Source organism: Synechococcus sp. H60.3 (genome assembly GCF_047462295.1).
Classification (GTDB): Bacteria; Cyanobacteriota; Cyanobacteriia; order Thermostichales; family Thermostichaceae; genus Thermostichus.
This window is the reverse complement of the sequence record NZ_JANSIY010000002.1, coordinates 27,024-49,767: the sequence shown is the minus strand read 5'-3', so window position 1 is coordinate 49,767 and position 22,744 is coordinate 27,024. Positions and strand designations below refer to the sequence as shown.

The following is a 22,744-nucleotide window of genomic DNA, read 5'->3' as shown; positions in this document are numbered from 1 at the left end:
TGCCCAAGCCAAAGCTATTGGGATCGGATCGTAGGCAAGTTCAAAATCCTGCTCGAGTTAGGTATCAGGGATGTGCAAAAGTAGGCGAGACTAAGTTTGGATGCCTAAACCTCTATGACAACAGGCGAGAGTATCCCAGCGAAGTGCGCAAGTGCTTGCTTGAGGTAGCCCAAAAAAGCGGAGTAGAAGTTGAACTGGACTTCTATGCCACTCAGCAAGACTTGCCTGAAGGCGATCTTGCCCGAAAAAGATTCTGGCAACGCTGGGCTGAGCAAGGGATCAAAACTGTTTTGGTTATTATGCCCTGGTCGCCCAATGAGCGCAAGCAAAAGATCCGCATGGAGGCCCTTGCAGCGGGGATAGCAACCCAGTTTATGATCCCTGGCGCTGATCCCTACAAAGCCCTAAACGTCGTCCTAGGGCTTCTGTGTAAGGCAGCATGGCAGCCGGTACTCCTGGAACCCCTCGACCATCCTGAACGCCCTGAGCTAATCATTGGCTTTGATGTGGGCACTAATCGGCAGCTATACTACGGAGCCTCTGCTTTTGCTGTGCTGGCCGATGGGCAGAGCTTAGGTTGGGAGCTGCCTGCTGTGCAGAGAGGAGAAACCTTCTCCGGCGACGCAATTTATCGAACTGTGTCCAAACTTGTCAATAAGTTTCATGACAAGCTTGATCGCTATCCCAGCAAGGTTCTCTTGATGAGGGATGGTTTAGTTCAAGGAGGCGAATTTAGTAGAACAATTGAGGAGCTAGAAAAAGAAAAGATTGCTGTGGATATTGTTGGCATACGCAAAAGCGGTACAGGAAGGATGGGGATAGAAGAAGGAAAAGGTAAGTACAAAGACGCCAAAATAGGCACCGTTGTTTTCGACTACTCGCGAAAGTCATTTACTCTGGTAACAAGCGAGCCCATTAGCAGAAAAGGCGCAGGCTCTATTGGCAGCGCAAGGCCCCTGCGAGTTGTCCACGAATATGGCAGTACGCCTTTGGAGGTCTTGGCTCTACAGACTTATCACCTTTCTCAACTTCATCCTGCCAGTGGCTTTCAAGCCTGCAGGCTTCCCTGGGTACTCCATTTTGCTGACAAAAGCGGCAAGGAGTTCCAGCGCCTTGGCAGCAACATCTTCAATGTCCTGCAAAGCATAGATCGCCAGAAGTTAATTGCCGTCTAGCTTGGCCCTGCTAGGATAGGGAAGGGTTTGGCATGTTGGCTATGTTCACCAACAACGAGGTCTGGAAGACCTTTTTGAGCAACCCCGTTGTCTTCTGCGGGGGCTTCCTGAGCGGCCTGCTGGGCTTGGATATCAAGCAAGATCCGCTGCGCAGTTGGCTGGAGTCCCAGGGCTTGAGGGTGGAGGATTCACCCGCCCCCACCCAAGGCCCCCAGTCTATTTCCATCGAGTAGGCGTCCAGGCAGGAGGGATCCCTGCTGGGGAGCCTCTCAATTTAGCAGGGCAAGCCGAGGTAAGCTGATGTCGCCTAGACAGTTCGAACCGAGAAGGTGGCGACGGCAGGGATCCCTCAGGGGTTATCTCGGCGGAGTGGTGCTCCTGCTAATGGGGCTGGTTGCCCTACAGGCAGCAGATCCGGCCTTGGCCCAGTTAGATACCGCTTCTTCCCCAAGCGCCGAGCTGGATCCCCAAGTTTGGCTAGGGCGCTACAACGCTGCCCTGAAGCAGTTGCCGCCTCTGCCCAACTTGCAGTACCGCCAACAGGTGCGGGTGGAGGGATCCCAAACTTTCACAGCCACCCTGGATGTGCTCCGCCGCCGTGACGGCAGTTGGCAGGCGTGGGTAGCCGAAGGGGATCGCATTCGCCTGTTGGATTCGCGGCAACTGGAGGTGGTGAACCAATCGGACCTGCTCAAGCTGTATTCGGTGTACGTGAGCCGGCCCGAAGCGCTCCTGCCCTCGGTAAGTTTTGAGCTAGAGGCTGATCCTAGCCGCTACCGCGTCGTCTCCTCAGAACGGGCGGATCTGGCGGGATCCCCTGTCCAGCACTTGCGCCTAGAGCCCCTGCAGGAGGGCCAGCTGCGGGAGCTGTGGCTGGAGCCAGAGTCAGGGCTGCCGCGGCAGGTGCTCTTGTTTTTGTCAGGGGTGTGGGGGCAGGCTTATGTCCTCATGGGGTTTACGGCAGTGCCTGCTCCCCAGGGAGGCACCCGTTACTGGCTGCCGGAGAGCAGCCGCATCAATGTGGGCTATGGGTTTTGGACGCTGGAGGGCCTGACCCGCCGCGTGTTCAGGGGATCCCTTGCCATCCGGCACGACTACCAGGACTATCGCCTTCTGCCAGAGGGGGTGCAGTTGCGCTTTTTGCCCTCACAGCCGCCGCTGGATGCGCCGCCGGTGGTGGCCGGTCTGCCGGAGAGCAGTCCCTCAGTCGAGCTGGGAGAGGTGCGGCCCTTAGGAGTGGACGAGCGGGGGAACCAGCAATTTAGCATTGGCCTGGGCAGACGCACTGCCGCAGAGACCCCCTTGGAAGACCGCATCGCCGCCTTTAACCTCACCCGACCGGCCAGCCGCAATGCCCTCACCCAGATCGATACCTTGGCCTTCTTGCCTTTAGGGAGCAGCCAGTTGCCGATCTATCTCTTTCAATTCGACACCGGTCGCCCTCTCTCGCCCCTGCAAGGGGTGGAGCGCCCGCGGGTGGATCCCAACGAGGTTTTTGATCCCAGGCCACCTGCCATCAAACTCTTTGGAGACTAGCTCCCATGCTGACCGATGCTGCCTACGGCGTGATCCCGGTGCTGCCCCTCCCGCCCGCCCAGGGATCCCACCTCTACCTGCTCATCCAGCACCAGAAAGGGCATTGGGCCTTCCCCAAAGGGCACAAAGATGAGGGCGAAAGCGACCTGGCCGCAGCCCGGCGGGAGTTGCGCGAGGAAACCGGCCTGACCGACTACCAGCTTCTGACCCTGCCCGGCCAGCCCGACCCCCTGACGCTACAGGAGGCCTACACCTTCACAGATCCAGAGGGGAACGCGGTGGCCAAGACCGTTACCTACTACGTGGCCCTGCTGCCGCCCCAGTTTCCTCCCCCTGAGCTGCAGGTACAGCCGGAGGAGGTAGCCGCCTACCGCTGGTGCTCCTACCCCGAAGCCTTGGAGCAAATTACCTTCGAAGAAAGCCGCCAAATCCTGCGGCGCTGCCAGACCCATTTGGAGCAGCTTTGGCAGGCAGGAAAGTTCTAAATTTCGGGCAGCTTGACCTCCCTTCATTTGTGGCCCGCTTGTCCTTGACCAGGGAGAAGGGGCAATTCCAGGGCAGGGTTCTCCAGACGGGTTAGCTCCCAACGGTAGGGATCCCGCCGCTGCCAGTCCAGGCGGAAGGGCTGTTCCAGCGCGTTTACCTGATCCCGCGTCAGGTTGGCCAGAGGGCCGCCGGATCCCTCAATAATAAACCAGAGGGTGGCTTGGCCTTGATCCCCAGCGCCGAGCTGCACCTGTAGCTCTTGAGGCCGGATGCGCAGGCGCAAAAACTGGCCGAAGATCTCGCGGCTGTAGGCCAGTGCCTGCTCTTTGTCCAAGCCCCAGCCATCGCGATAAGTGTCGGCCACTAAGTTTTCTACTTGGGCCCAATCTCGCCGTTCTACAGCTTGCAGCAACCTCTGGGTGTGGACTTGGATTTGCCGCTCCGGCTGGGCGTAGTGCCAAAAGGCGCCCCCTGCGATGGCCAGGACGACAGATCCCACCACCGCCCAGCGCAGCCAGGGGGGAAGAGGCGCAGAGGAGTGGGAGGAGGAAAACACAGGTTTGAGCGGAGCCAGAAGAGGGCCTTCTCTAGCTTAGAAAATCCGGATGTGAGAAGATAGCGCTACGCGCCGCCATGCGAGTGGCTCCTGGCCTTCAGCAGCCTACCACCTCAAAAGCTGTGACCCGCATCAGACTCACACTTTAACTCAAGGTTACTTCAACTGCTCATGACCAAAGCTACCGACCGACTGCTGCTGGAGTTTGAGCAGCCTGTTGCCGCCCTCGAACAGCGCATCCAGGAAATCCGGGCCTTGGCCGAAGAAAACGACATCGACGCCTCCGAGCAGATTCGCCAGCTGGAGGCCAAAGCCGAAGAGCTGCGCCGCGAGATTTTCAGCCAGCTCACGCCTGTCGAGCGGCTGCAGGTGGCCCGCCATCCCCGCCGCCCCACCACCTTGGACTATGTCCAGACCATCTGCGACGACTGGTTTGAGCTGCACGGGGATCGCCACGGCCAAGACGATCCGGCCATCGTCGGCGGCCTGGCCAAGCTGGGGGATCAGCCGGTGATGATCCTGGGCCACCAAAAAGGCCGCGACACCAAGGACAACATCCACCGCAACTTCGGCATGCCCAACCCCGCCGGCTACCGCAAGGCGCTGCGGCTGATGGAACACGCCCACCGCTTTGGCCTGCCGCTCTTGACCTTTATCGATACGCCGGGGGCCTATCCGGGAGTCAAGGCAGAGGCTGAGGGCCAAGGGGAGGCCATCGCCACCAACCTGCAGACCCTGTTTCGGCTGGAGATCCCCATCATCTGCACTGTCATCGGCGAAGGGGGATCCGGAGGGGCTTTGGCCATTGGCGTTGGGGATCGCATCTTGATGTTTGAGCACGCCGTTTATTCGGTGATCTCGCCGGAAGGCTGTGCGGCCATCCTTTGGAAAGATGCCAAGAAAGCGCCCCAAGCCGCCGCCGCCCTGCGCATTACTGCCCAGGATCTGCTGCAACTGGAGGTGATCGACGAGATCTTGCCAGAGCCGGTTGGCGGCGCCCACCGCGCTCCTCTGGAAGCTGCCCAGACCCTAAAGGAGGCGCTCCTACGACATCTCAAGGAACTTTCTGCCCTGAGCGGGCGGGAGTTGCGGGAGGAGCGCTACCAAAAGTTTCGTCGTATGGGAGCTTTTCTGGAGCTGGCTCAGGAAAGCTAGGCGGGATCCCTACCAGGTGACCCGATCCCGCAGTTGCTCAATCCGGGCCGGGCCGATGCCCTTGACCCGCTGCAGATCTTCCAAGGAGGAGAAGGGGCGGGCCTCAATGATGCGCTGCGCCAGGCCCGGGCCAATGCCGGGCAACTGCTCCAGCTCCGCTGCGGTGGCGGTGTTTAAGTTCACGCGAGAAGATTGCGGGGTAGCCGGCTGGGAAGGGGATCCCCTGTTAGGAACGGAGATCGCCTCGACTTCCAGCAGCTCCGGCTCTGCTTCAGATGGGGAGAGGGCAACGGGGACAGGGCTGGGGCAGAGGCGGGCTCTCTCTTCCGCCTGTTGCTGCAGGCGGCGGCTGGGGCCAAAGCGGGCCTCGGCAAGGAGCCGCTCGAACTCGCGCACAAAGTGATCCGCTACCCGCTGGTTGCGGATGATCAAGAGGTTTTCGTCGTTGAGGTGGTTGGCCGCCACCGACCAATTGTGGGATCCGGTGATCACCGTGGCCTGGGGGGTGCCGGGGTCAACGATGGCGAACTTGTGGTGCAGTTTGTCTCCCGGAGCGAGGTTGGGCACGCCCACAGAGGAGGCGGGCACTGTCCAGGGCAGGCGGGCCGCGTCCACCCGGCAGTTTTCGTCGGGGAGCAGCAGCCCCCACATCTCCAGGGTGCGGCTGTAGTCACGAAAGGCAAAGCCAGGGTCAAACAGGCCGCGAATTTCTACGTTACGCTCCTGGCGCAGTTGCCTGAGCTGGTTGGCAATGCCTGAGTCGGTAAAGACAAACAGAGCCAGATCCACCTGCTGCCGCGCTTGGGCCAGGGTGGCCGCGATGAGGCCGTTGGAGGTGGCCTCATAGGGCAGGGAGCGGCTGGCAGGGGAAAAATGCACCCCCACGATGGCATCGTCAAGGTAAACCGTCTCCAGGGGGCGCCTGAGCTTTTGCACGCCGAAGCGGCTGTCGGGCGATCCCCCTGGCCCATCCCCCCACATGAGGTTGAATTCCTCGGTGTAGATGCGGGCCAGCTCGGGGCTATCGAGCAGCAGTAGGTGATTGGCGTTGCCCACACTGCCGGGGGCATCGAAATCCCCGTGAATATCGGAGAGGGTAAAATTGGCCGACCCGGTCAGCACCCGCTGCCCGTCGATAATCACAAACTTGTGGTGCATCAGGCCGCTGCCCTTGGAGCCGTTGGCGGTGTCATCCAGCCAGGGCACTTGCCCCCCATCGAGCAGGGCATAGACATCCCGGCTGGCGATCTCCTCAGGGGAGAACTGTCCGTCCCGGTTCACATCCACCAGGTGGCGGTACTCTTCGAACTTTTGACGGCTGCGCTCGTCCAGCGCCCCCACTTCGGCAGGGGTGAGCTGGTGCCAGGCCCGCACATAGGTGTTTTCGGTAATCACCCGCACCGGGATCCCGGCCTGCCGCCGCTCGGCCAGGGCTTGGGCAATGAGAGGCAGGTTCAGCTCCTGCACCGCCACATCCACCGACTGCCGGGCAGAGCGAATCTGAGAGATAATCAACTCCTCTAGGTTGTAGCCGTAGCGATAGACCTGGCGATAGGGATCCCGATAGGTGCTCTCGCGGCTTTGGTTGAAGGCCACCCGGATGCGGGGGTGCTGCGGCAGAGGGGCCAGGGTGGGCAGCTCTGGCTCTTGGGGATAAGGTCGGGGTCGGGGGCCTACCCAGTAGCCAATTGCCACCAGGAGCAGCAGCAGGGCAGCCCAGGGCAGCCAACGCCGCAGTTGCCGCCGCCAAGATGGGATCCCGTTCATCATCTCTCCAGACCTCACACCCCCTCAGGATACAAAAACTTCCAGACATCCTTGGCTGGGCCGCAAGTGGTCGTTTCGGGCATCATGGGTAGGGATAGGCAGTTGACGGGGGAGGCGCAGCGTGGAACGGCCTAAGTGGGTGGCTATTGTTACGGGAGCTTTGGCCATTGCCCTGGGGGTGGGCTACTTGCTCCTGGTGCAGCTACTGGACTACCGGGGGGGTGAGTTTCTGCCGGCGCCGCTGGAGCCGCCGGCGGTTTTGGCGGGGATCCCTGGCCGCTTGGGCTGAGGACGCTCTTCAGTGCCTGCCTCTCTCGTTGATTCCCTAGCTGGGGTCAGCCGTCCCTGCGCTGGCTCACCCGAAAAAATTGTATGCTCAGCTACACTAAGCCCTATGCTAAAGAAGAGGCTGCGGATCCAGCTTGCGCCGGGGTTGCCAGCGGAGAGGGTTCAGCCGTCCTGAATTTGCGATCGCTTCTCTTGCCTTTGTAGACCTCTGGATAGATCTTCAGAGCTTCTCTGGAGATCAGGCTCCGTTCCGGATTGGGCATTTGGGCAAGCTGTGGGTTGGCATGGTGTTGTCGCGCTCCACGTGGCTGTGGTTATTGACGGGGCTGGGCTTGGCGGCTCTCAGCCAATACCTGCAATGGGTTAGTGGCATCTACAGCTTTGTTGCTCCCTATTCGGTGCCGCTGGCAGATCTGCTGGTGGCCGGCATCCTGGGAGGAACGGTGGCGGCAGGGCTGGCGGTGCAGCGCTGGTGGCAACAGGCTCGCCAACAGCAGAGGGATCCAACCCCAGGCAAACGGCGGGTTAAGTTGACCCGGGATCAGGTGCAGGCGGATCTGCAGGATGTCGATCGCCTCATCCAGAAGCTGCAAAACGAGATCAGCCGTCGCGCCTTACAGGCCAAGATGCAGGAAATCGACCGGCGGCTGGCCCAGGAGGAATTGCACCTGGTGGTGTTCGGCACTGCCTCTGCTGGTAAAACTTCTCTGATCAACGCCTTGATGGGGCAGCCTGTGGGGGAAACCGCTCCCACCCTGGGCACTACCCAGCAGGGATCCGTTCACACCTATCGGCTGGAGGGCTGGAGCGGCCCCATCTCCCTCACCGATACCCCTGGCCTGCTGACCATCGGCGGCGCCGGCGAGGCAGAAGCGCGCGCCCTGGCCCAGAAGGCCGATCTGCTGATCTTGGTGGTGGCCGGGGATCTGCTGGCCTCGGAATATGCCGAGCTGCTAGAGCTGGCCCGGCTGGGGAAATCCACCATCCTGGCCCTCAACAAGACGGATCAAATGCTGCCGGAAGAGGTGGAGATCATCTTGGCCCACCTGCGCCAGCGCACCGCCGGCGTCATCCCCCCTGAGCAGGTGGTGGCCATTGCTGCCGACCCAGAGCCCTTGAAAGTCCGCTACTGCTTTCCAGACGGATCCCGGCAAGAGACCTGGGAGCCACAGCCCCCCGATACTGCCGCCCTCATCCAGCAGATGGCCCGCCTGCTACAGCAAAAGGGATCCCATCTGCGCCTGGCCAACGCCCTGTTGCAGACCCAAACGCTGGGCGAGGCCGTCCAACAGGCTTTGCGGGAAGAGCGCCACCAACAGGGTCGCCGGATCGTGGAACGGATGCAGTGGGCGACGGCCGCTGCCTTGGCCGTGACCCCCCTCCCGGCCTTGGATGTGCTGGCCGGGGTAGCCATCCAGGCGCGTATGATCGGGGAGCTGCATCAGGTGTTCGATCGCCGCATCACTCTGCAGCAGGCCCAGCAAATTGCCCGCAGCCTGGCGCAAATGATTGTGCAGCTCGGGGGACTAGAGCTGGCTACCCACTCCCTAGGCTCTGTCCTCAAAGCCAGCCCCTGGATGTTTGTGGGGATCCCCCTGCAGGCGGCTAGCGGGGCCTATCTGACGCGGGTGGCAGGGCTCAGCTACTTGGAGTGGCTGCAATCGGGGGATCCCTGGCAGGAGGAGCTCCTGCAAGAGCGGCTCAAGCAGCAGCTTCACAACCGTCATCCTCTGACCTTTCTCAAGCAATTGGCTCGCCAAGCCCACTCCAGTAGCTAGCCAAACAGCCCAAGCTCAGTTACAGCCATTTCAGGGCAAAGAGTTGGCAGCGAAACAGTCTGCCCTCTCAGCCCCTATTTTTCCCGCTCCCCAAGGAAGCAGAGCCGAAGGTAGTGGCAAGGATCCCTGGCAACTGACCCGTCGCTAGCCCAAAGAAACCACCTCAGCAGCATGGCCATTGGCCGGCAACTGGTTAAGATCCAACTGCCAAAGCTGAAATTGCTGCGGCTTCCCGGTCTTGGGCACTTGCAGCCAGACCAGTCCCCTTTGCCCCACCTGCAACACCTCGGATCCGGGCGGCACGGCCACCTGGGCCAAGGGATCCCCCCCCTTGCTATACAACCAAAGGGAAGAGAACTCCTCTCCCTCGCGACACAGCAGCAGCACGCCCCAAGGGGCCTTGGCCATCTGCAGGGGCCACCCCTTCAAAAACCAGCGGCGCAGCCGCAGAGGGTTGACCTGCACCGAGCAAAGGTGGGGGCAGCATCCCTGCCCCTCTCCATCCCTGGGGGCAAAAATCAGCCGTTCCCCCAAGCTGAGCACCCTCCCTTTGGGATCCAGGGGTAGGTGATAGCGCAGCGGCTGGGATCCCGGCTGCAAAGGCAAACCGGTGGGATAGGGCAAAAGGCTCATCTGCACCCACTGCCGCCCCGCACCGGTCAGCAAAACCAGATAATCCGAGAGGGCCAGCAAGCGGGGCAGGGATCCCTGGCCATCCGGCTGCAACCTCTGCCCAGGCCAGCGGAAATAGCAGTGGAACTCAGGGAAGGGCTGAGCGGCGGTTGGCCCTTTTGGCTGCCACTGCACAGCCCCCAGCTCTTGGGCGGTGGCCCAGATTAGCTCCTGCCGCTCCTCTAGCCAGGTGGCCCGCCAATCCTCCGCAAAACTCAGCAAGGTACGGATGCGTGCGGGACTTAGGTGCAAAAGGCTGCTTTTGGAAAAAGCCAAAGCCTCCGGGAAGCTCGGCAAGGGCAGCACTTGCTGCAACGGTTCGGCCAAGGAGAAACAGGCTAGAGGCAGCGCTCCTGAGGCAAGGGCCTGCAGCTCTAGCCACTCCAGCTTTTGGGAGGTCACCCGCAACAGCAGCGGAGAGCGGCAGCCGCCGGGATCCTCGCAGATGTAGAACTTTTGCTCAGGCAGGGACTCGATCCCGCCACCGCCAACAAAACCTGGATCCGGCAGATCCCAGATCTGCAAACCGGGGGGAGACCACCGGGGCAGGCGAGGGCCAACCCAGCAACTGGCTGGCTCCTGCCACTCCTGGGCCAACACCGCCAGAGCCGAGCGCATCTGCGCCGCCGTGCGAAACCGCCGCAGGGGCAACTTGCGCAACGTGATCTCCAGCAGCTCCTGCAGCGGGGCCGGGATCCCCTCTGGACAGACAAACCGCTGGTTGAGATGGGCGTGCATCAACTGGCTAGGGGAGCCGGAAAAGGGCCGCTGACCCGTCAACAGCTCCAGGAGGATGATCCCTACCGCGTAGAGGTCGGAAGCGGGGCTAAACTGGCCGTAGAAGCGCTCCGGGGCCATGTAGGCCGGGGATCCGGTAGCCGTGATCTCGCCAGGAGCAGGCTGGGGGTGGCGGGCGATGCCAAAGTCCGTCAGCTTCAGTTGCCAACCCTGCGGCGTGGGCTTGAGCAAAATGTTCTCCGGCTTCACATCGCAGTGAATTACCCCCTGTCGATGGGCATGATCCAAGCCGGCCAAGATCTGATCCACAAAGCCCAAAACCTGCTTGACCGGTAGCCACAGCCCCTGCTCCACCTGGTCGATCAACTCCCGCAGGGTGCCTCCCTCGCAGTACTCCAACACCAAATAGCGCCCCTCACGGGCATGTTCGAGGGCGTAGCAGCGGGTGATATTGGGGTGGTTCAACGTCAGCAGGTAGCGCAGCTCCCGCAGCAGGTTGGGGGTGGGAAAGCGCTCCGCCGGCAGCTCCTTGAGGGCCACCAGCTCCCCCCCTTGGCGGGGCCAGGCGCAAAACACACGCCCATACTGCCCTTGGCCAGCCAGACCCAAAATTTGGTAGCTCTCGTGAATGGACTTGGTGGTACGGGTGCGTCGGGACACGGCCCCAGGGGAATCCATACCAGCACTTTGTATTTGTATTGTTATATCCCTTAACTGATCCCTTTTTGTCCTAACCTCGGCAGGGGAACGCTAGACCTATCGGCAGCTTTGCCGACAGGGCTCCCCCTCCCCCTGCACCCCCCAACAGAGAGACTAGGAGCCAGTTAACTGCTGGAGCAGCTCCGCCGCGTGAGTCTCCACCTTGACCTTGGTGATAATAGCCTCGATCTTCCCTTCCGGATCGATGACAAAGGTGGTGCGGTGAATGCCGTTGTACACTTTGCCCATGAACTTTTTCGGGCCATAGACCCCATAGGCACTGGCCACTTTGGCCCCCTCATCCACCAACAGCGGAAAGGGCAGTTGCAGCTTCTGGGCAAACTTTTGGTGGGAACGGGCGTCGTCGGCACTCACCCCCAAGATCTGGATCCCGTGGGCTTGATAGTCGGCGTAGGCCTCCCGAAAGCCACAGGCCTCTCGGGTGCAGCCGGGGGTGTTGTCCCGCGGGTAGAAATAGAGCACCACCCGCCGGCCCCGCAACTGGCCCAGGCTGATCAAGTTGCCCTCGGCATCGGGCAAGGTGAACTCCGGCGCGGGATCCCCAACTGCTAGCGGCATCGGTGGGATTCATCCTCAGGTCGATTTTTTCGGGGAGAGGATCATGATGATGTTTCGCCCTTCCTTCTGGGGGGGCTGCTGCATTTCCGCCACGTCTTCTAGGTCTTTGAACAGGCGGTGCAACAATTCTTCTCCCAACTCGGCGTGCTGCGCCTCGCGGCCGCGGAACATCACCGTGGCCTTCACCTTGTCTCCATCCCCCAAAAACTGCTGGGCGCTGCGCAGGCGCACGTGGTAGTCGTGCTCGCCGATGTTGTAGCGAAACTTCACTTCCTTGATCTCGGCGGTGTGTTGTTTTTTGCGGGCCTCCCGTTCTTTTTTCTCCTTCTCAAACTTGAACTTGCCGTAGTCCATGATGCGGCAGACCGGGGGATCCGCTTTGTCGCTCACCAAGACCAAGTCCAGATCTTTTTCTTCGGCCAAGCGCAGGGCTTCGCGCGGGCTCATGATCCCCAACTGGGTGCCATCGGTATCGATGAGGCGAATTTTGGGGAAGCGGATGCGCTCGTTAATCGCCGGCAGCTCTGCGCGCTGCTTGTGGGGAAAGCGGTCAAGTGGACGTTCTACGGACAAGTTTTCCTCTCTGTGAACAACAACCAAGATGGGTAGTACTCAGAGAATAGCAGGCTATTTTGCGCCGTTGCCGGCCGATGGACTTGCACCCCCAAGTGGGCCATCGGCCAGAAGGGCAAAGCATGCTGCACTTATACTAGCTGGCATTTTTTGTTTTCTTCTAGGGGTTCTGAGCCGATCCCCTGGAAGTAAGGATGCCGGATTGGGGCAGCAACCGCGGTAGGATAACCAAAGTGGCAATCCTGCTGGCGAGAGGGCAGGGTGGGGCTTGTTTTCCGGTTAGAAGGGAGGGCAGAAGCAGTGCAGCTCGGTTTAACGGAACGGGAACTGAAAGAGTTGGCCCAAAAGTCGGTGCAACTGATCCTAAGCCCGCGGGAAGGAGACAGCGAGGCGCTGGCCCAGTACAAAACCTCGGCCGAATTCCGGGCCGGAGTCCATCTGGCCTGCGCGGCCATGGTGCTCGTCTTGGCGGAAAACAACGAGCGCCTCAGCCAACAGCTGGCCGCCCTCCAGGAAAAGGGATCCCTAGCCCTGCAGGAGCCTTCCCAAAAACCCGCTGAGGAGAGCCCTGCCAGCTAAAGCTGTGCTATGGTTCCAAAGACAGACCCACTGCAAGTGCGCAGCGAGCGAGACTCGATGGGGGAGCGGCAATTGCCCCAGTCGGTCTACTACGGCATCCAAACCGCCCGCGCCCTGGAGAATTTTCCCATCAGCGGCCTCAAGCCGCTACCGGAGTACGTGGAGGCCTGTGTACTCATTAAAAAGGCGGCGGCTGAAGTCAACGGCGAGCTGGGCTGCATTCCCCCTGAGGTGGCCAAGGCCATCGTCCAAGCAGCGGACGAGATCCTCCAGGGATCCCTGCGGGATCAGTTTGTGGTGGATGTCTACCAGGCCGGGGCAGGCACCTCCCACCACATGAATGTCAACGAGGTGCTGGCCAACCGCGCCCTGGAGATTCTGGGGGAGCCTAAGGGGCGCTACGAGCGGGTTAGCCCCAACGACCATGTCAACTATGGCCAGTCCACCAACGATGTCATCCCCACCGCCATTCGTCTGGCCGCCCTACTGCGGGTGCAGCGGGATCTCCTGGGCACGCTGGACAACCTGGTGGCGGCGCTGGAGCAAAAGGCGCAGGAGTTTCGCGCCATCCTCAAGGCGGGCCGCACCCATTTGCAGGATGCAGTGCCGGTGCGCCTAGGGGACAGCTTCGGCGCCTACGCAGCCATCTTTGCCCAGCACCGCCGCTGGATTGAGGAGGCCAGCCAAGCCCTGTGCAGCCTGGGGCTGGGGGGAAGCGCCGTTGGCACCGGCCTCAACACCCATCCCCTATACCGGCAAAAGGTGGTGCAGCGGCTGGCAGAGTACACCCAGTTGCCCCTCACGCCGGCTCCCCATCCCATGGCGGCGATGCAGAGCATGGCCCCCTTGGTGCACCTATCGGGATCCCTGCGCAACCTGGCCCAAGACGGCATCAAATTGGCCAATGACCTGCGGCTGATGGATTCCGGCCCTAAGACCGGCCTTAAAGAGATCCAACTGCCGCCGGTGCAGCCCGGCTCCTCCATCATGCCCGGCAAGTACAACCCGGTGATGGCTGAGATGCTGAACATGGTCTGCTTTCAGGTCATCGGCCTCGACACTGCCATTGTCCTTGCGGCCCAGGCAGGGCAGTTTGAACTCAACGTGATGATGCCCCTGATTGCCTATAACCTCCTGCATAGCCTGCAGATCCTCAACAACAGCCTGCGGGTCTTTACTGAACGTTGCGTCAGCGGCATCACCGCCCAGGCGGATCGCTGTCGCAGCTATGCAGAGGGGACACTGGCTTTGGTGACTGCCCTCAACCCCTACATTGGCTACCTGCAGGCGGCAGAAGTGGCCAAGATCTCCCTGGAAACGGGGAAGCCCATCCGCCAGATTGTCCTAGAGCGCAACTTGATGAGTCCAGAAGAGGTGGCCAGGGTGCTAGATCTAGAGGCAATGAGCCAGATGCGCGTCTAGCCCCTCTGCCACAAAGGCCATTGGCCTCCGCCCCTTCCCCGTCAACACCCCTTTGCCGAGCAAGCCATGGCCGACAGACGACTAAGCTGGTGGACCAAGCTGGCCTATGGGGTGGGGGATCTGGGCACGGGCATGACGGCCAATATCCTCATCTTTTTCCTGCTGCCCTTTCTCACCAATACTGTCGGCCTGGCGGCGGGCCTGGCCGGCAGCATCTACGCCATCACCCGCTTTTGGGATGCCCTCAACGATCCCCTCATCGGCATCCTCAGCGACCGCACCCGCAGCCGTTGGGGCCGTCGCCGCCCCTGGTTGCTGTTTTCGGCTCTTCCCTTTGCCCTGACCTTTGCGGCGCAGTGGTGGATCCCTTTTCCCGGTCGAACTGGGCTTTTGTTTGCCTATTACCTGGCGGTGTCGCTGCTGTTTAACACCTTCTACTCTGCCGCCAACATTCCCTATGCCTCTCTGACAGCGGAGCTAACCCAAGACTACGACGAGCGCACCCAGCTCAACCAGTTCCGCTTTGCCTTCTCGGTGGGGGGCAGCATGGTTGCAGTAGTCAGCTTTCCGCTTTTGGTTAACCTGCTGCCGGATCGGGCTGCTGGCCATCTGCTGGCGGGAGCTTGTTTTGGGGGGATCTCGGCTGTGCCCCTGCTGCTCTGCTTTTGGGGGGTGCGAGAACGGTATCAATCCTGGCGGGATCCGCTGCCCCTACTGCAGCAACTGCGGGTGGCCTTCAGCAACCGCCCCTATCTATTTGTCAGCGGCATCTACCTGTGTTCTTGGCTGGCGTTTCAGTTTACGGCCACGATCATCCCCTATTTCATCGTTTTCTGGATGCAGTTGCCGGAAGTGTGGATCTCGCTAGTGGTGTTGGCGGTTCAGAGCGTTGCGGTGCTGACCCTGTTTGCCTGGACGCGACTGAGCGCCCACCTGGGCAAGCGCGCCATGTACCTGATCGGGGCGGGGTTTTGGCTGATCTCGCAAGCCGGCCTGTTTTTCCTACAGCCCGGCCAGGAGCGGCTCATGATTGCCCTGGCGCTATTGGCGGGGGTGGGGGTTTCGGCCACGGCCTACCTCGGCCCCTGGTCGATGTTGCCGGATGTCATCGACCTGGACGAGCTGCAAACTGGGGAGCGGCGGGAAGGGATCTTCTACGCCTTGATGGTGTTCCTGCAAAAGGTAGGCCTAGGACTGGGGCTGTTTTTCCTAGGGCAAGTTCTGGAGTGGTCTGGCTTTATCCCTTCGGTGGCCGGGGAGCCGCCGCCCACCCAGCCGGAATCGGCCCTGTTGGCCATCCGCCTTGCCATTGGCCCCTTGCCGGCGGTGGTTTTAATCGGCGGCATCCTGCTGGTGTGGCTCTACCCCATCACCCGGCAGCGCCACCGGCAGATCCTGCAGGAACTAGAAGCAAGACGGGCGGGAGGGGGTCGCTTCCCCTCTGTTAGTTGAGGAGGATGCGCAGGCCGCTGCCGGAAGGCTGCACCGGCTCGGAGTTGGGCAGAATCCGCAGGCCGCTGCCGCTGGGCCGGATCCCGGTGTTGTCAGTATTGACGAAGAAGGTGTTGGAGCGGCCATCCCGCTCGTAGACCACCACGTCGTTGGGATTGAACTGGGAGCGGCAGATGATGGGGGAGTTGTCGGCAGCAGTGGTGGCGCTGCAGCGGTAGCCAGGGGCAGAGACCACTTGGCCCTCGGCATCGATGGAAAAAGGAACTCCCCCGGGCGGGAACGGAGCCAAGAGCGGCTGGTCGGGGTTGAGGATAACCGAGCCACCGGTGCTGGGTTCGACAACGATCCCGCGCCCGTCGATGACGATCCGCTGAGCTTGTACAGGAGCGACAGCCCCCAAGAGCAAAGCCAGGCTTAGCCCCAGTGGGCGGGGAAAAAACAGTTTCATCGGACCTCTCCTTTGGCCCAGGGCCATTCCACTCTTTGGGATCCATCGGCTACCCTAGAGGGATCCCTAACTTGATCTTGGCCCCGGTAGGGAGGATGACCCAGGGCAGAAGCCGTCACCTCGCTTGCCAGGATGGGCACTTGGCCTTCGGCTCGACTACCACAGCCCGGAACGCCCCAGCGCCAGACCCACCACCAACATCCCCAACACCAGAAAAGGCTGAGCGCTGGCCTGGTATTTCACGTCATTCTTCAGCGGATCCCGCAGCAGGTACATGTCTTGGAAGGTGATCTGGGGGATAATGAGCAGCACCAAAATTGCGGCGTAGAGCTTTAGGCCGGCTCCCAGCAAAAACGAGGCCATGCCGAACTGAAATAGGTCAATCATCAGCGCCGCGATCCAGGCCGCCCCCATAGCGCCAAACATCACCGGCAGCGAGGCCAGGCCAAACTGCCGATCCCCCTCCATGCTCTTGAAATCGTTGACCACGGCAATCCCCAAGCCGGCCAAGCTGTAGATTAGAGTTAGGATGCAGACTGTCCAGTTGAGCTGGCCAAACAGGGCGTGGCCTGTCCACCAGGGCAAAGCAATGTAGCTGGCGCCCAGGGCGTAGTTGCCCAGCCAGCCATTGCGCTTTAGTTTCAGGGGCGGCGCCGAGTAGATGTAGGCAATTAGGGCTCCCGCCAGGGCAATGCAGGTGATCACCGGGAAGTCGTGGCCGGTGTACCAGTCCAGGGCATAGGCCAACCCCAGCCCCAAGATCAGCAGCACCCAGATCTGGATAACCACCCGCCGGAGGGAGATGGCCCCAGAAGGGATGGGGCGGTAGGGCTCGTTGATGGCGTCGATGTCGCGGTCGTAGTACTCGTTCAGAGTCTGGGTGTAGCCGGTCATCAGGGGGCCGGCCAGGATCATGCCCACCAGGATGAGGGCCACGTTCTCCCAAGTCCAGGTAAAGTGGCCAGAAGAGGCCGCCCCCGGAATCAGGCCCCACACCAGTGGGATCCAGGTGACGGGCTTCATCAGTTGCAGGTGGACTTGCCAAACGGAGCGAGACTCCACCTCCGCCCCTTTCATGCCCAAAAGTTGACGGACACGCCGGCTGGCGGATCCTTGGTCGGTTTCAGGAGCCGGCGCGGTTTCTGCGCTGGGATCCGCAGCAGGGGCCATTGCGTCTGCCGCTGGCGCCAAAGATGGCTCTTGAGAGGTGCTTTCGCTCATAGTGGGGTGCGCAATCAAACTTCAACAACGGGGATACCCACCCCCATTCTGAGGCATCTTCCCCCGTTCCTCAAAACTTTCCTCTAGATAATCTGCGCTGCCACGAATAGGGATTGGTGCTGGGCCGGGATCCGCTCTTTCTCGGCTGCCGGGATCACCAAGGGGGGCTGCCGGGTGTAGTTGACGGGATCCCGGAACCAAGGTCGGCTGTAGGTGTTGTAAAGGAGAGGCCGGGGAGTGGTAGAACGATTGGCCCGGCCTAGGTGGATCAAGCGGTAATCGAACAGCAGGCAGGATCCCTTGGCCAGCGGCGGATCGACAAAGGGCATCTGTCGGGCCAGCTCGGTGTAGTGGGCCTCGAAAACGGCATGGCTGCCGGGCCAGAGACGGGTTATGCCGTTCTCTTCGTTGACATCCACCAGCGGAATGAGAAGATTGAGGGCATAGCAGGGGATGATGGCATCCAGAATTGCGTCGCCGAAGAGGTGGGAGAGATCCCGGTGAACCTGTTGGTCGGCGGATCCCGGCAGAGAAACTACCACCCCCATCCCGCTCAGGATCAGGCTTGATCCCAAGATTCGCTGCAAAATAGGCAGGACTAAGGGGTGGGCATAGAGCAGGGGATCGTTAAAGGGCCCCTCCAGGCGCACCGTCACCATCACTCGTCGATTGCCCACCAACAGGGCGTCGGTGTGGTTCTCGTGGGTGCAGTAGCGGCTGTAGGTGGCCAGAAAGCTGCTGTGCAGCTTGTCGATGAGCGCCGTGGGGAAGATCTCCGGCAGCACCAGGTAGCCCTCGGTGGAAAACAGGTGAAACGCCTGCTCTACGGTCTCCGGATCCGGCTGCTGTCCTGTATGGCTAAAGCGCACCTCGGCTAACATGAACCTTTACCCCTTTTGCAGACTGGCCACTGCCATCAGCATGCCCCGCGCCTTGTTCAAACATTCTTGATATTCCCGCTCTGGATCCGAGTCGGCCACGATGCCCGCCCCGGCTTGGACGCTCACCTGGCCCCGTTGAACCAGCAGGGTGCGGATGGTGATGGCGGTGTTCAGTTGGCCGGAGAAGTCATAGTAGCCGTAGGCACCGGCGTAGGGGCCGCGGCGGCACCCTTCCAGCTCGTGGATAATCTGCATGGCGCGAATTTTGGGGGCGCCGGTAACGGTGCCGGCAGGAAAGGTGGCCCGTAGCAGATCCCAGGCGCTGTAGCGGGGATCCAACTGCCCTACCACGTTGCTGACGATGTGCATCACGTGGCTGTAGCGCTCAATCTGCATCAGGTCGTCCACCTGCACGGATCCCAGGCGGCAGACCCTTCCCAGGTCGTTGCGGGCCAAGTCCACCAGCATGACGTGCTCCGCCCGCTCCTTGGGATCCGCCAAGAGCTCTTGCTCCAACTGGCGGTCTTCGGCAGGGGTGGCGCCGCGGGGGCGGGTGCCGGCGATGGGACGCACGGTGGCGATGCGCTCTTCCCCCACCCGGCTGAGCTTGACCATCACCTCTGGGCTGGAGCCAATCAGGCACAGATCCCCAAACTGCAAAAATGCCATGTAGGGGGAGGGGTTAATCAGCCGCAGGGAGCGGTAGAGGCGAAAGGGATCCCCGTCAAAGCGGCTGGTCAAGCGCTGCGAGAGCACCACCTGAAAGATCTCGCCGGCGCGGATGTAGGCTTTGGCCTGCTCCACCGCCTGGCAGTAGGCGGCGCGGCTGAGGGTGCTGGGGGGAATGGCATCGGGCAGGTGGGGCTTCCAGTCGAGGCTGAGGTGGGATAGCGACAGGGGAGCGCTGAGCTGTTGCAGCAGCGTTTCCACCCGCTGGCAAGCTTGGGCGTAGGCCTGCTCCGCCGGCTGCTGGCGCGTGTCGGCAAAGGCCACCACCCAGATCTTGCGCTTCACCTGGTCGAAGATCAGGATGCTGTCCACCTGCATTAGGATGGCGTCGGGCGGATCCCCTGGCTGCGGGGGATGGATGGGTACCTTGGGCTCAATCCAGCGAATCAGCTCATAGCCCCAGTAGCCGAACAGCCCGCCAATGCTGCTGGGCAACTCTGGCAGGTGCACCGGCTCATAGGGCTGCAGGCAGCGGGCCAAAATGGCAAAGGGATCCCCGTGGTGCTGCTCTCGACGCCCGTCGCGGTGGATTTGCAAGGCCTGATCCCCGCGCACCTCTAGCACCCACAGGGGATCGCAGCCGAGGAAGCTGTAGCGGGCCACCTGCTCCCCTCCCTCCACCGATTCCAACAAAAAGTTGTAGGGTCGCCCGGCACAGACCCGGTACCAGGCAGAGACAGGCGTTTCCAAGTCCGCCACCCATTCCTGGTACACCGGGATGAAATTGCCCTGTTGGCTGAGGGCGAGAAACTCCTTCAGGGAAGGGAAGATCATGGCCTGCACTTCCTGCGGTTTGCCTCTCGACTTTACCCTAAGGCGGGCAACCATTAAGCTGAGGGGGGCTTTTCTCTCAGGAACCTTGGCCATGCACACCCCATCCCAGATCCTTCGCGAGCGCCTGCGCTTCCACGGTCACAAGTACACTTTTGTCAGCCAGCGTTTGCGCTTTCCCAACGGCACAGAGGCGGAGCGGGAATACCTCATCCACCCCGGCGGCGTCGTGGCCGTACCGGTAACTGCCGAAGGCAAGTTCGTCTGCATTCGCCAGTATCGCTTTGCCGTCGCCGCCTACCTTTACGAATTTCCTGCCGGCACCGTCGAGCCGGGAGAACATCCGGATGAAACCATTCGCCGCGAGCTGGAAGAAGAAACCGGCCTGCGCGCCCACCGCTGGGATCCCCTCGGCCAATTTTATCTGTGCCCCGGCTATTCCAGCGAGATCATGTACGCCTACCTGGCGCGGGATCTGGAAGTGCTGGATGCTCCACCGGCCAAGGACGAGGATGAAGACATCGCCGTCGTGGAGTTTTCGCCTGCTGAACTAACGGAAATGGCCCGTTTTGGCCTGGACTTTGATAGCAAATCTATCGCCTGCTTTTGGCGGGCCCAATTGTTTTTGGCGGCAGAAAATGCGGTCGTTGCGAGCAGGGACAAGCCCTAGGCATGGCCACCCCCCTTGGTGGCGAACCTGCGCCTCGCCTAGCCCCCCCTTTCCCCAAGGGAGAGGGGCTAGAGGGGATCCTTGTCGCCAATAGGCCTGACCTCTATAGCAAAGTGGCGGCATAGTGGGCAGCCCCTATCAAGCCCACCTGGGCGTTCACCACCACCTGCACCGACAGTTGCTCCAGCAGAGGGCGCATCCGTCCTTTGTCCAAAAAGGAGGGCAAAAACTCCCCCTCTCGCAAGAGGCGCAGGAGCTTGGGCGCGATCCCGCCGGCGATGAACAGGCCCCCACGGGGCAACAGGTGCAGGGCAAAATTGCCGACAGCGGCCCCATACAAGCTGGTAAATAGCCGCAAGCATTCCACCGCCAAGGGATCCCGTCCCTCCAGGGCGGCATTGGCAATTTGGGCTGCCGGGTCGATGGGGCTAGCTTTCTTCTCCCACGCGGCAATTTGGGCCAGCAACTGCTCCTCTCCTTGGCCCCAGCGGCTATCCCGCAGAAATTGATAGATGGCCACGATCCCCTGCCCCGAGACCACCCGTTCGGTGGAGACGCGCCCATGTCGTTGTTGCAGATACCGCAGCAGCTCCCATTCCAAAGGGGTACGTGGAGAAAAATCCACATGCCCCCCCTCGCTGGCATGAACCTGGTAGCCGCCTTCTCCCCACGTGAGGTAGGTCTGCCCCAGGCCTGTGCCTGCCCCGATGACACCGATGGGAGCCTGGGGCTGCCGCTCCCCTGCCTGCAGTGTTTCCAGATCCTGATCTCGCAGGGCAAGCACCCCATACCCCACGGCGCTGAAGTCGTTGATCAAAGCTAGGCGTGGGATCCCCAGCTCTGCCGCCAATTGGCCTGAGTGCAGGCTCCAGGGCAGGTTGGTGATTTTGGCCGTTTGTCCCCCTGGCCACGTGCCCCCCTTCTCTTCCATCACGGGTCCAGCCACAGCAAAACAGGCAGCAACCGGCCGTGGATCTCGCCCCAGCTCCTGCCGCGCCTGGGCCAGAAACTCCAGCACCACCGGCGTGAGGTTGGGATAGCTTTGGCTGGCATAGCGGCAGTGGTAGAGGCTGTGGTCGGGATCTTGGGCATTGAAGAGGCTGAGGCTGGTCTTGGTACCCCCGATATCCCCCGCCAACAGCAACTCCATAGTTTTCTCAGGCAGCGCGTTATTCTCACCCTGACATTTCCGGCAATACCCTGGCAACGCCGGCCCTGCTTGGCCAGGGCGGGAAAGGGCAGGGAAGATGCTATGTTAACTGATGTAAAAGTTTCTAAGATTGCGTTTTGCTTCCTACATCTTGTTCGCCGCCTCTCCAAGAGGAACCTTCCCTGTCCTCCCAGAGCTTAGTTGGACGGGAGCTTCCCCCCTTTTCTCTGCGAAGGCGGCTTCCGTCTTACCATGCCATCGGGGCGGCGGCGGCTGTGCTGGTGTGCCTACCCGTTTTCGTGGAAGCGCCCCTGGTGCGCTATGGCCCTTGGCTGAGCTTGGCGATGACTCTAGGCTGGCTGGGCCTTAGCTTGCGGCTCTACTCGCGGCCCCGCAGCCGCATCTGGGGGGATCTGCTCTACGGCTTCACGCTGACTTGGCTGGCAGGATCCCTCTACTGGGGCTGGCTGCGCTGGGAGCCCCTCTGGCACATGCCGGTGGAAGCTCTGGGGATCCCGATTGTCTGGTGGGGGGCACGGCAACGCTTTGCCCGCATCGGCACCTGGTTTTATCTCGGCTCCCTGTGGGGCACAGCAGTGACAGATCTTTACATTCACTCGGTGGGGCTGTTGCCGGAGTGGCGGCAGGCAATGCGGTTTGACCGCCTGGATCAGGCAGCCGTCCCGTTCATGGCTGCGCTCAACAAAATGGCCACCCCTTGGGGGGTAGCTTGGGGCATCGGCTTAAGCCTTCTGCTCCTTGGGGTTGGCCTGTGGGTCATTCAGGGATCCCGTCGCCTGCACCATTGGGCCTTTGCCGGAGCAGTGCTGAACACCCTGTTGGTGGATGGTTTTTTTCTGTGGGGGGCGGCTTCGCTTCGCTGAGCCAGCCACCTCTGCGGTGCTGACTAAGAGAATGGCAGCGCAAGCCCCGGCATTGAGCTCACCTACCGTTCTTTTGGGTTTCTACGTAGCGCTTTGTTGTGGCCAGGTAGCCGCGAAGGAACTGTTCGTTCCAAGTGTAGGTAGCCGACTTCTCAAGTGGGAGCACTCCTACAAGCTAAGAAGAATCCCCTGGCTTACCCCTGCGCGAAAGCAAGCTATGGCAGGGGAGAGAGGGTCAAGGCTAGTGGGTTGACACTCCTCCGACTTTAGTCGGGGGAGTCTTACGCAGTCCACAGACAGACTTGCAAAGGCGCTCTCAAGACGCCCCTAGACGGTTCCTTGGAACCCAGTCTCAAGGTTCCGCTCACTTGTTGACTTACAGCACTGTCCGGGTCTTTCACCGGGGTGGGTACTTACATTGGCGAGCGACTCAAGTCGCTCAAGGACTCCGTCCCGCTAACGCGAACGGGCTTTTCCGCCCCGTACTAAATTAGGGGGCTACCCAGCTGCCCCGCTGTGTCGATGCGTCTGCTTC

21 protein-coding genes and 1 pseudogene are annotated in these 22,744 nt (G+C 61.3%); 12 read left to right on the top strand and 10 right to left on the bottom strand.

Annotated elements, in window-relative coordinates:
- From NW841_RS00595 to NW841_RS00580, 4 genes and pseudogenes are all read left to right on the top strand, one after another.
- Positions 1-1,175 (top strand): annotated as a pseudogene (locus NW841_RS00595) (hypothetical protein); the annotation flags it as partial.
- 41 nt (positions 1,176-1,216) lie between these two features.
- Positions 1,217-1,408 carry a hypothetical protein gene (locus tag NW841_RS00590; RefSeq protein ID WP_414366827.1) on the top strand — a complete coding sequence of 64 codons (192 nt, stop codon included), beginning with the start codon at positions 1,217-1,219 and terminating at the stop codon, positions 1,406-1,408.
- A gap of 67 nt (positions 1,409-1,475) precedes the next feature.
- Positions 1,476-2,711: a hypothetical protein gene (locus tag NW841_RS00585; protein WP_414384933.1), complete on the top strand. Its 1,236-nt coding sequence runs from the start codon at positions 1,476-1,478 to the stop codon at positions 2,709-2,711.
- 5 nt (positions 2,712-2,716) lie between these two features.
- On the top strand, positions 2,717-3,196 hold the full coding sequence (locus tag NW841_RS00580) for a bis(5'-nucleosyl)-tetraphosphatase (RefSeq protein WP_414372295.1): 480 nt from the start codon (positions 2,717-2,719) through the stop codon (positions 3,194-3,196).
- A gap of 23 nt (positions 3,197-3,219) precedes the next feature.
- On the opposite strand, the gene NW841_RS00575 is transcribed toward NW841_RS00580, so the two are convergent.
- A complete protein-coding gene (locus tag NW841_RS00575) occupies positions 3,220-3,753 on the bottom strand; it encodes a hypothetical protein (protein ID WP_414384932.1) in 534 nt (177 codons plus the stop codon).
- A 171-nt stretch (positions 3,754-3,924) separates the two neighbouring features.
- On the opposite strand from NW841_RS00575, the gene NW841_RS00570 reads away from it, so the two are divergent.
- The gene (locus NW841_RS00570; RefSeq protein ID WP_414377302.1) at positions 3,925-4,908 is read left to right on the top strand and encodes an acetyl-CoA carboxylase carboxyltransferase subunit alpha; all 984 of its coding nucleotides are present in this window, start codon (positions 3,925-3,927) and stop codon (positions 4,906-4,908) included.
- Between the two features lie 9 nt (positions 4,909-4,917).
- Here NW841_RS00570 and NW841_RS00565 read toward each other — a convergent pair whose 3' ends face one another.
- Positions 4,918-6,693: a phospholipase D-like domain-containing protein gene (locus NW841_RS00565; protein WP_414384931.1), complete on the bottom strand. Its 1,776-nt coding sequence runs from the start codon at positions 6,691-6,693 to the stop codon at positions 4,918-4,920.
- Positions 6,694-6,796: 103 nt separating this feature from the next.
- On the opposite strand from NW841_RS00565, the gene NW841_RS00560 reads away from it, so the two are divergent.
- A complete protein-coding gene (locus NW841_RS00560; protein WP_414333977.1) occupies positions 6,797-6,964 on the top strand; it encodes a hypothetical protein in 168 nt (55 codons plus the stop codon).
- A 283-nt stretch (positions 6,965-7,247) separates the two neighbouring features.
- Positions 7,248-8,741, top strand: a complete 1,494-nt coding sequence (locus tag NW841_RS00555) for a YcjF family protein (protein WP_414384930.1) — start codon at positions 7,248-7,250, stop codon at positions 8,739-8,741.
- Positions 8,742-8,885: 144 nt separating this feature from the next.
- Here NW841_RS00555 and NW841_RS00550 read toward each other — a convergent pair whose 3' ends face one another.
- The 3 genes from NW841_RS00550 to infC all read right to left on the bottom strand — a co-directional run bounded on the left by NW841_RS00550 (position 8,886) and on the right by infC (position 12,002).
- Positions 8,886-10,811: a serine/threonine-protein kinase gene (locus tag NW841_RS00550; protein WP_414384928.1), complete on the bottom strand. Its 1,926-nt coding sequence runs from the start codon at positions 10,809-10,811 to the stop codon at positions 8,886-8,888.
- A 153-nt stretch (positions 10,812-10,964) separates the two neighbouring features.
- A complete protein-coding gene (gene bcp / locus NW841_RS00545) occupies positions 10,965-11,429 on the bottom strand; it encodes a thioredoxin-dependent thiol peroxidase (protein WP_414384927.1) in 465 nt (154 codons plus the stop codon).
- A gap of 15 nt (positions 11,430-11,444) precedes the next feature.
- Positions 11,445-12,002 carry a translation initiation factor IF-3 gene (gene infC / locus NW841_RS00540; RefSeq protein ID WP_414365575.1) on the bottom strand — a complete coding sequence of 186 codons (558 nt, stop codon included), beginning with the start codon at positions 12,000-12,002 and terminating at the stop codon, positions 11,445-11,447.
- Positions 12,003-12,302: 300 nt separating this feature from the next.
- Between infC and NW841_RS00535 the strand changes: the two genes are divergently transcribed.
- The 3 genes from NW841_RS00535 (at position 12,303) to NW841_RS00525 (ending at position 15,455) form a co-directional block, all read left to right on the top strand.
- Positions 12,303-12,581, top strand: a complete 279-nt coding sequence (locus tag NW841_RS00535) for a hypothetical protein (RefSeq protein WP_414365574.1) — start codon at positions 12,303-12,305, stop codon at positions 12,579-12,581.
- A 9-nt stretch (positions 12,582-12,590) separates the two neighbouring features.
- Complete coding sequence (locus NW841_RS00530; RefSeq protein ID WP_414384925.1) at positions 12,591-14,003, top strand: aspartate ammonia-lyase; 1,413 nt, start codon at positions 12,591-12,593, stop codon at positions 14,001-14,003.
- A gap of 66 nt (positions 14,004-14,069) precedes the next feature.
- Complete coding sequence (locus NW841_RS00525) at positions 14,070-15,455, top strand: MFS transporter (RefSeq protein WP_414384924.1); 1,386 nt, start codon at positions 14,070-14,072, stop codon at positions 15,453-15,455.
- On the opposite strand, the gene NW841_RS00520 is transcribed toward NW841_RS00525, so the two are convergent.
- From NW841_RS00520 to trpE, 4 genes are all read right to left on the bottom strand, one after another.
- Positions 15,448-15,903: a hypothetical protein gene (locus tag NW841_RS00520; RefSeq protein WP_414384921.1), complete on the bottom strand. Its 456-nt coding sequence runs from the start codon at positions 15,901-15,903 to the stop codon at positions 15,448-15,450. The two genes, NW841_RS00525 and NW841_RS00520, sit on opposite strands and share 8 nt — an antisense overlap.
- Positions 15,904-16,059: 156 nt before the next feature.
- A complete protein-coding gene (gene chlG / locus NW841_RS00515) occupies positions 16,060-17,124 on the bottom strand; it encodes a chlorophyll synthase ChlG (RefSeq protein WP_414377284.1) in 1,065 nt (354 codons plus the stop codon).
- An 83-nt stretch (positions 17,125-17,207) separates the two neighbouring features.
- A complete protein-coding gene (locus tag NW841_RS00510) occupies positions 17,208-18,005 on the bottom strand; it encodes a phytanoyl-CoA dioxygenase family protein (RefSeq protein ID WP_414384919.1) in 798 nt (265 codons plus the stop codon).
- Positions 18,006-18,011: 6 nt separating this feature from the next.
- Positions 18,012-19,508: an anthranilate synthase component I gene (gene trpE / locus NW841_RS00505; protein WP_414384941.1), complete on the bottom strand. Its 1,497-nt coding sequence runs from the start codon at positions 19,506-19,508 to the stop codon at positions 18,012-18,014.
- Between the two features lie 91 nt (positions 19,509-19,599).
- Here trpE and NW841_RS00500 point away from each other — a divergent pair, with 91 nt between their 5' ends.
- Positions 19,600-20,175 carry an NUDIX hydrolase gene (locus NW841_RS00500; RefSeq protein WP_414365567.1) on the top strand — a complete coding sequence of 192 codons (576 nt, stop codon included), beginning with the start codon at positions 19,600-19,602 and terminating at the stop codon, positions 20,173-20,175.
- Between the two features lie 103 nt (positions 20,176-20,278).
- Here the strand turns inward: NW841_RS00500 and NW841_RS00495 are convergent, their stop codons facing one another.
- Complete coding sequence (locus NW841_RS00495) at positions 20,279-21,325, bottom strand: glucokinase (RefSeq protein WP_414365566.1); 1,047 nt, start codon at positions 21,323-21,325, stop codon at positions 20,279-20,281.
- A gap of 275 nt (positions 21,326-21,600) precedes the next feature.
- On the opposite strand from NW841_RS00495, the gene NW841_RS00490 reads away from it, so the two are divergent.
- A complete protein-coding gene (locus NW841_RS00490; RefSeq protein ID WP_414365565.1) occupies positions 21,601-22,209 on the top strand; it encodes a DUF3120 domain-containing protein in 609 nt (202 codons plus the stop codon).
- Positions 22,210-22,744: the final 535 nt, after the last annotated feature.

Excerpts from the sequence above, each read along its gene's own strand:
- NW841_RS00590 (WP_414366827.1), top strand. The coding sequence starts at position 1,217 with ATGTTCACCAACAACGAGGTCTGGAAGACCTTTTTGAGCAACCCCGTT.
- NW841_RS00585 (WP_414384933.1), top strand. The coding sequence starts at position 1,476 with ATGTCGCCTAGACAGTTCGAACCGAGAAGGTGGCGACGGCAGGGATCC.
- NW841_RS00580 (WP_414372295.1), top strand. The coding sequence starts at position 2,717 with ATGCTGACCGATGCTGCCTACGGCGTGATCCCGGTGCTGCCCCTCCCG.
- NW841_RS00570 (WP_414377302.1), top strand. The coding sequence starts at position 3,925 with ATGACCAAAGCTACCGACCGACTGCTGCTGGAGTTTGAGCAGCCTGTT.
- NW841_RS00555 (WP_414384930.1), top strand. The coding sequence starts at position 7,248 with ATGGTGTTGTCGCGCTCCACGTGGCTGTGGTTATTGACGGGGCTGGGC.
- bcp (WP_414384927.1), bottom strand. The coding sequence starts at position 11,429 with ATGCCGCTAGCAGTTGGGGATCCCGCGCCGGAGTTCACCTTGCCCGAT.
- NW841_RS00530 (WP_414384925.1), top strand. The coding sequence starts at position 12,591 with ATGGTTCCAAAGACAGACCCACTGCAAGTGCGCAGCGAGCGAGACTCG.
- NW841_RS00525 (WP_414384924.1), top strand. The coding sequence starts at position 14,070 with ATGGCCGACAGACGACTAAGCTGGTGGACCAAGCTGGCCTATGGGGTG.
- NW841_RS00520 (WP_414384921.1), bottom strand. The coding sequence starts at position 15,903 with ATGAAACTGTTTTTTCCCCGCCCACTGGGGCTAAGCCTGGCTTTGCTC.
- chlG (WP_414377284.1), bottom strand. The coding sequence starts at position 17,124 with ATGAGCGAAAGCACCTCTCAAGAGCCATCTTTGGCGCCAGCGGCAGAC.
- NW841_RS00510 (WP_414384919.1), bottom strand. The coding sequence starts at position 18,005 with ATGTTAGCCGAGGTGCGCTTTAGCCATACAGGACAGCAGCCGGATCCG.
- trpE (WP_414384941.1), bottom strand. The coding sequence starts at position 19,508 with ATGATCTTCCCTTCCCTGAAGGAGTTTCTCGCCCTCAGCCAACAGGGC.
- NW841_RS00500 (WP_414365567.1), top strand. The coding sequence starts at position 19,600 with ATGCACACCCCATCCCAGATCCTTCGCGAGCGCCTGCGCTTCCACGGT.
- NW841_RS00495 (WP_414365566.1), bottom strand. The coding sequence starts at position 21,325 with ATGGAGTTGCTGTTGGCGGGGGATATCGGGGGTACCAAGACCAGCCTC.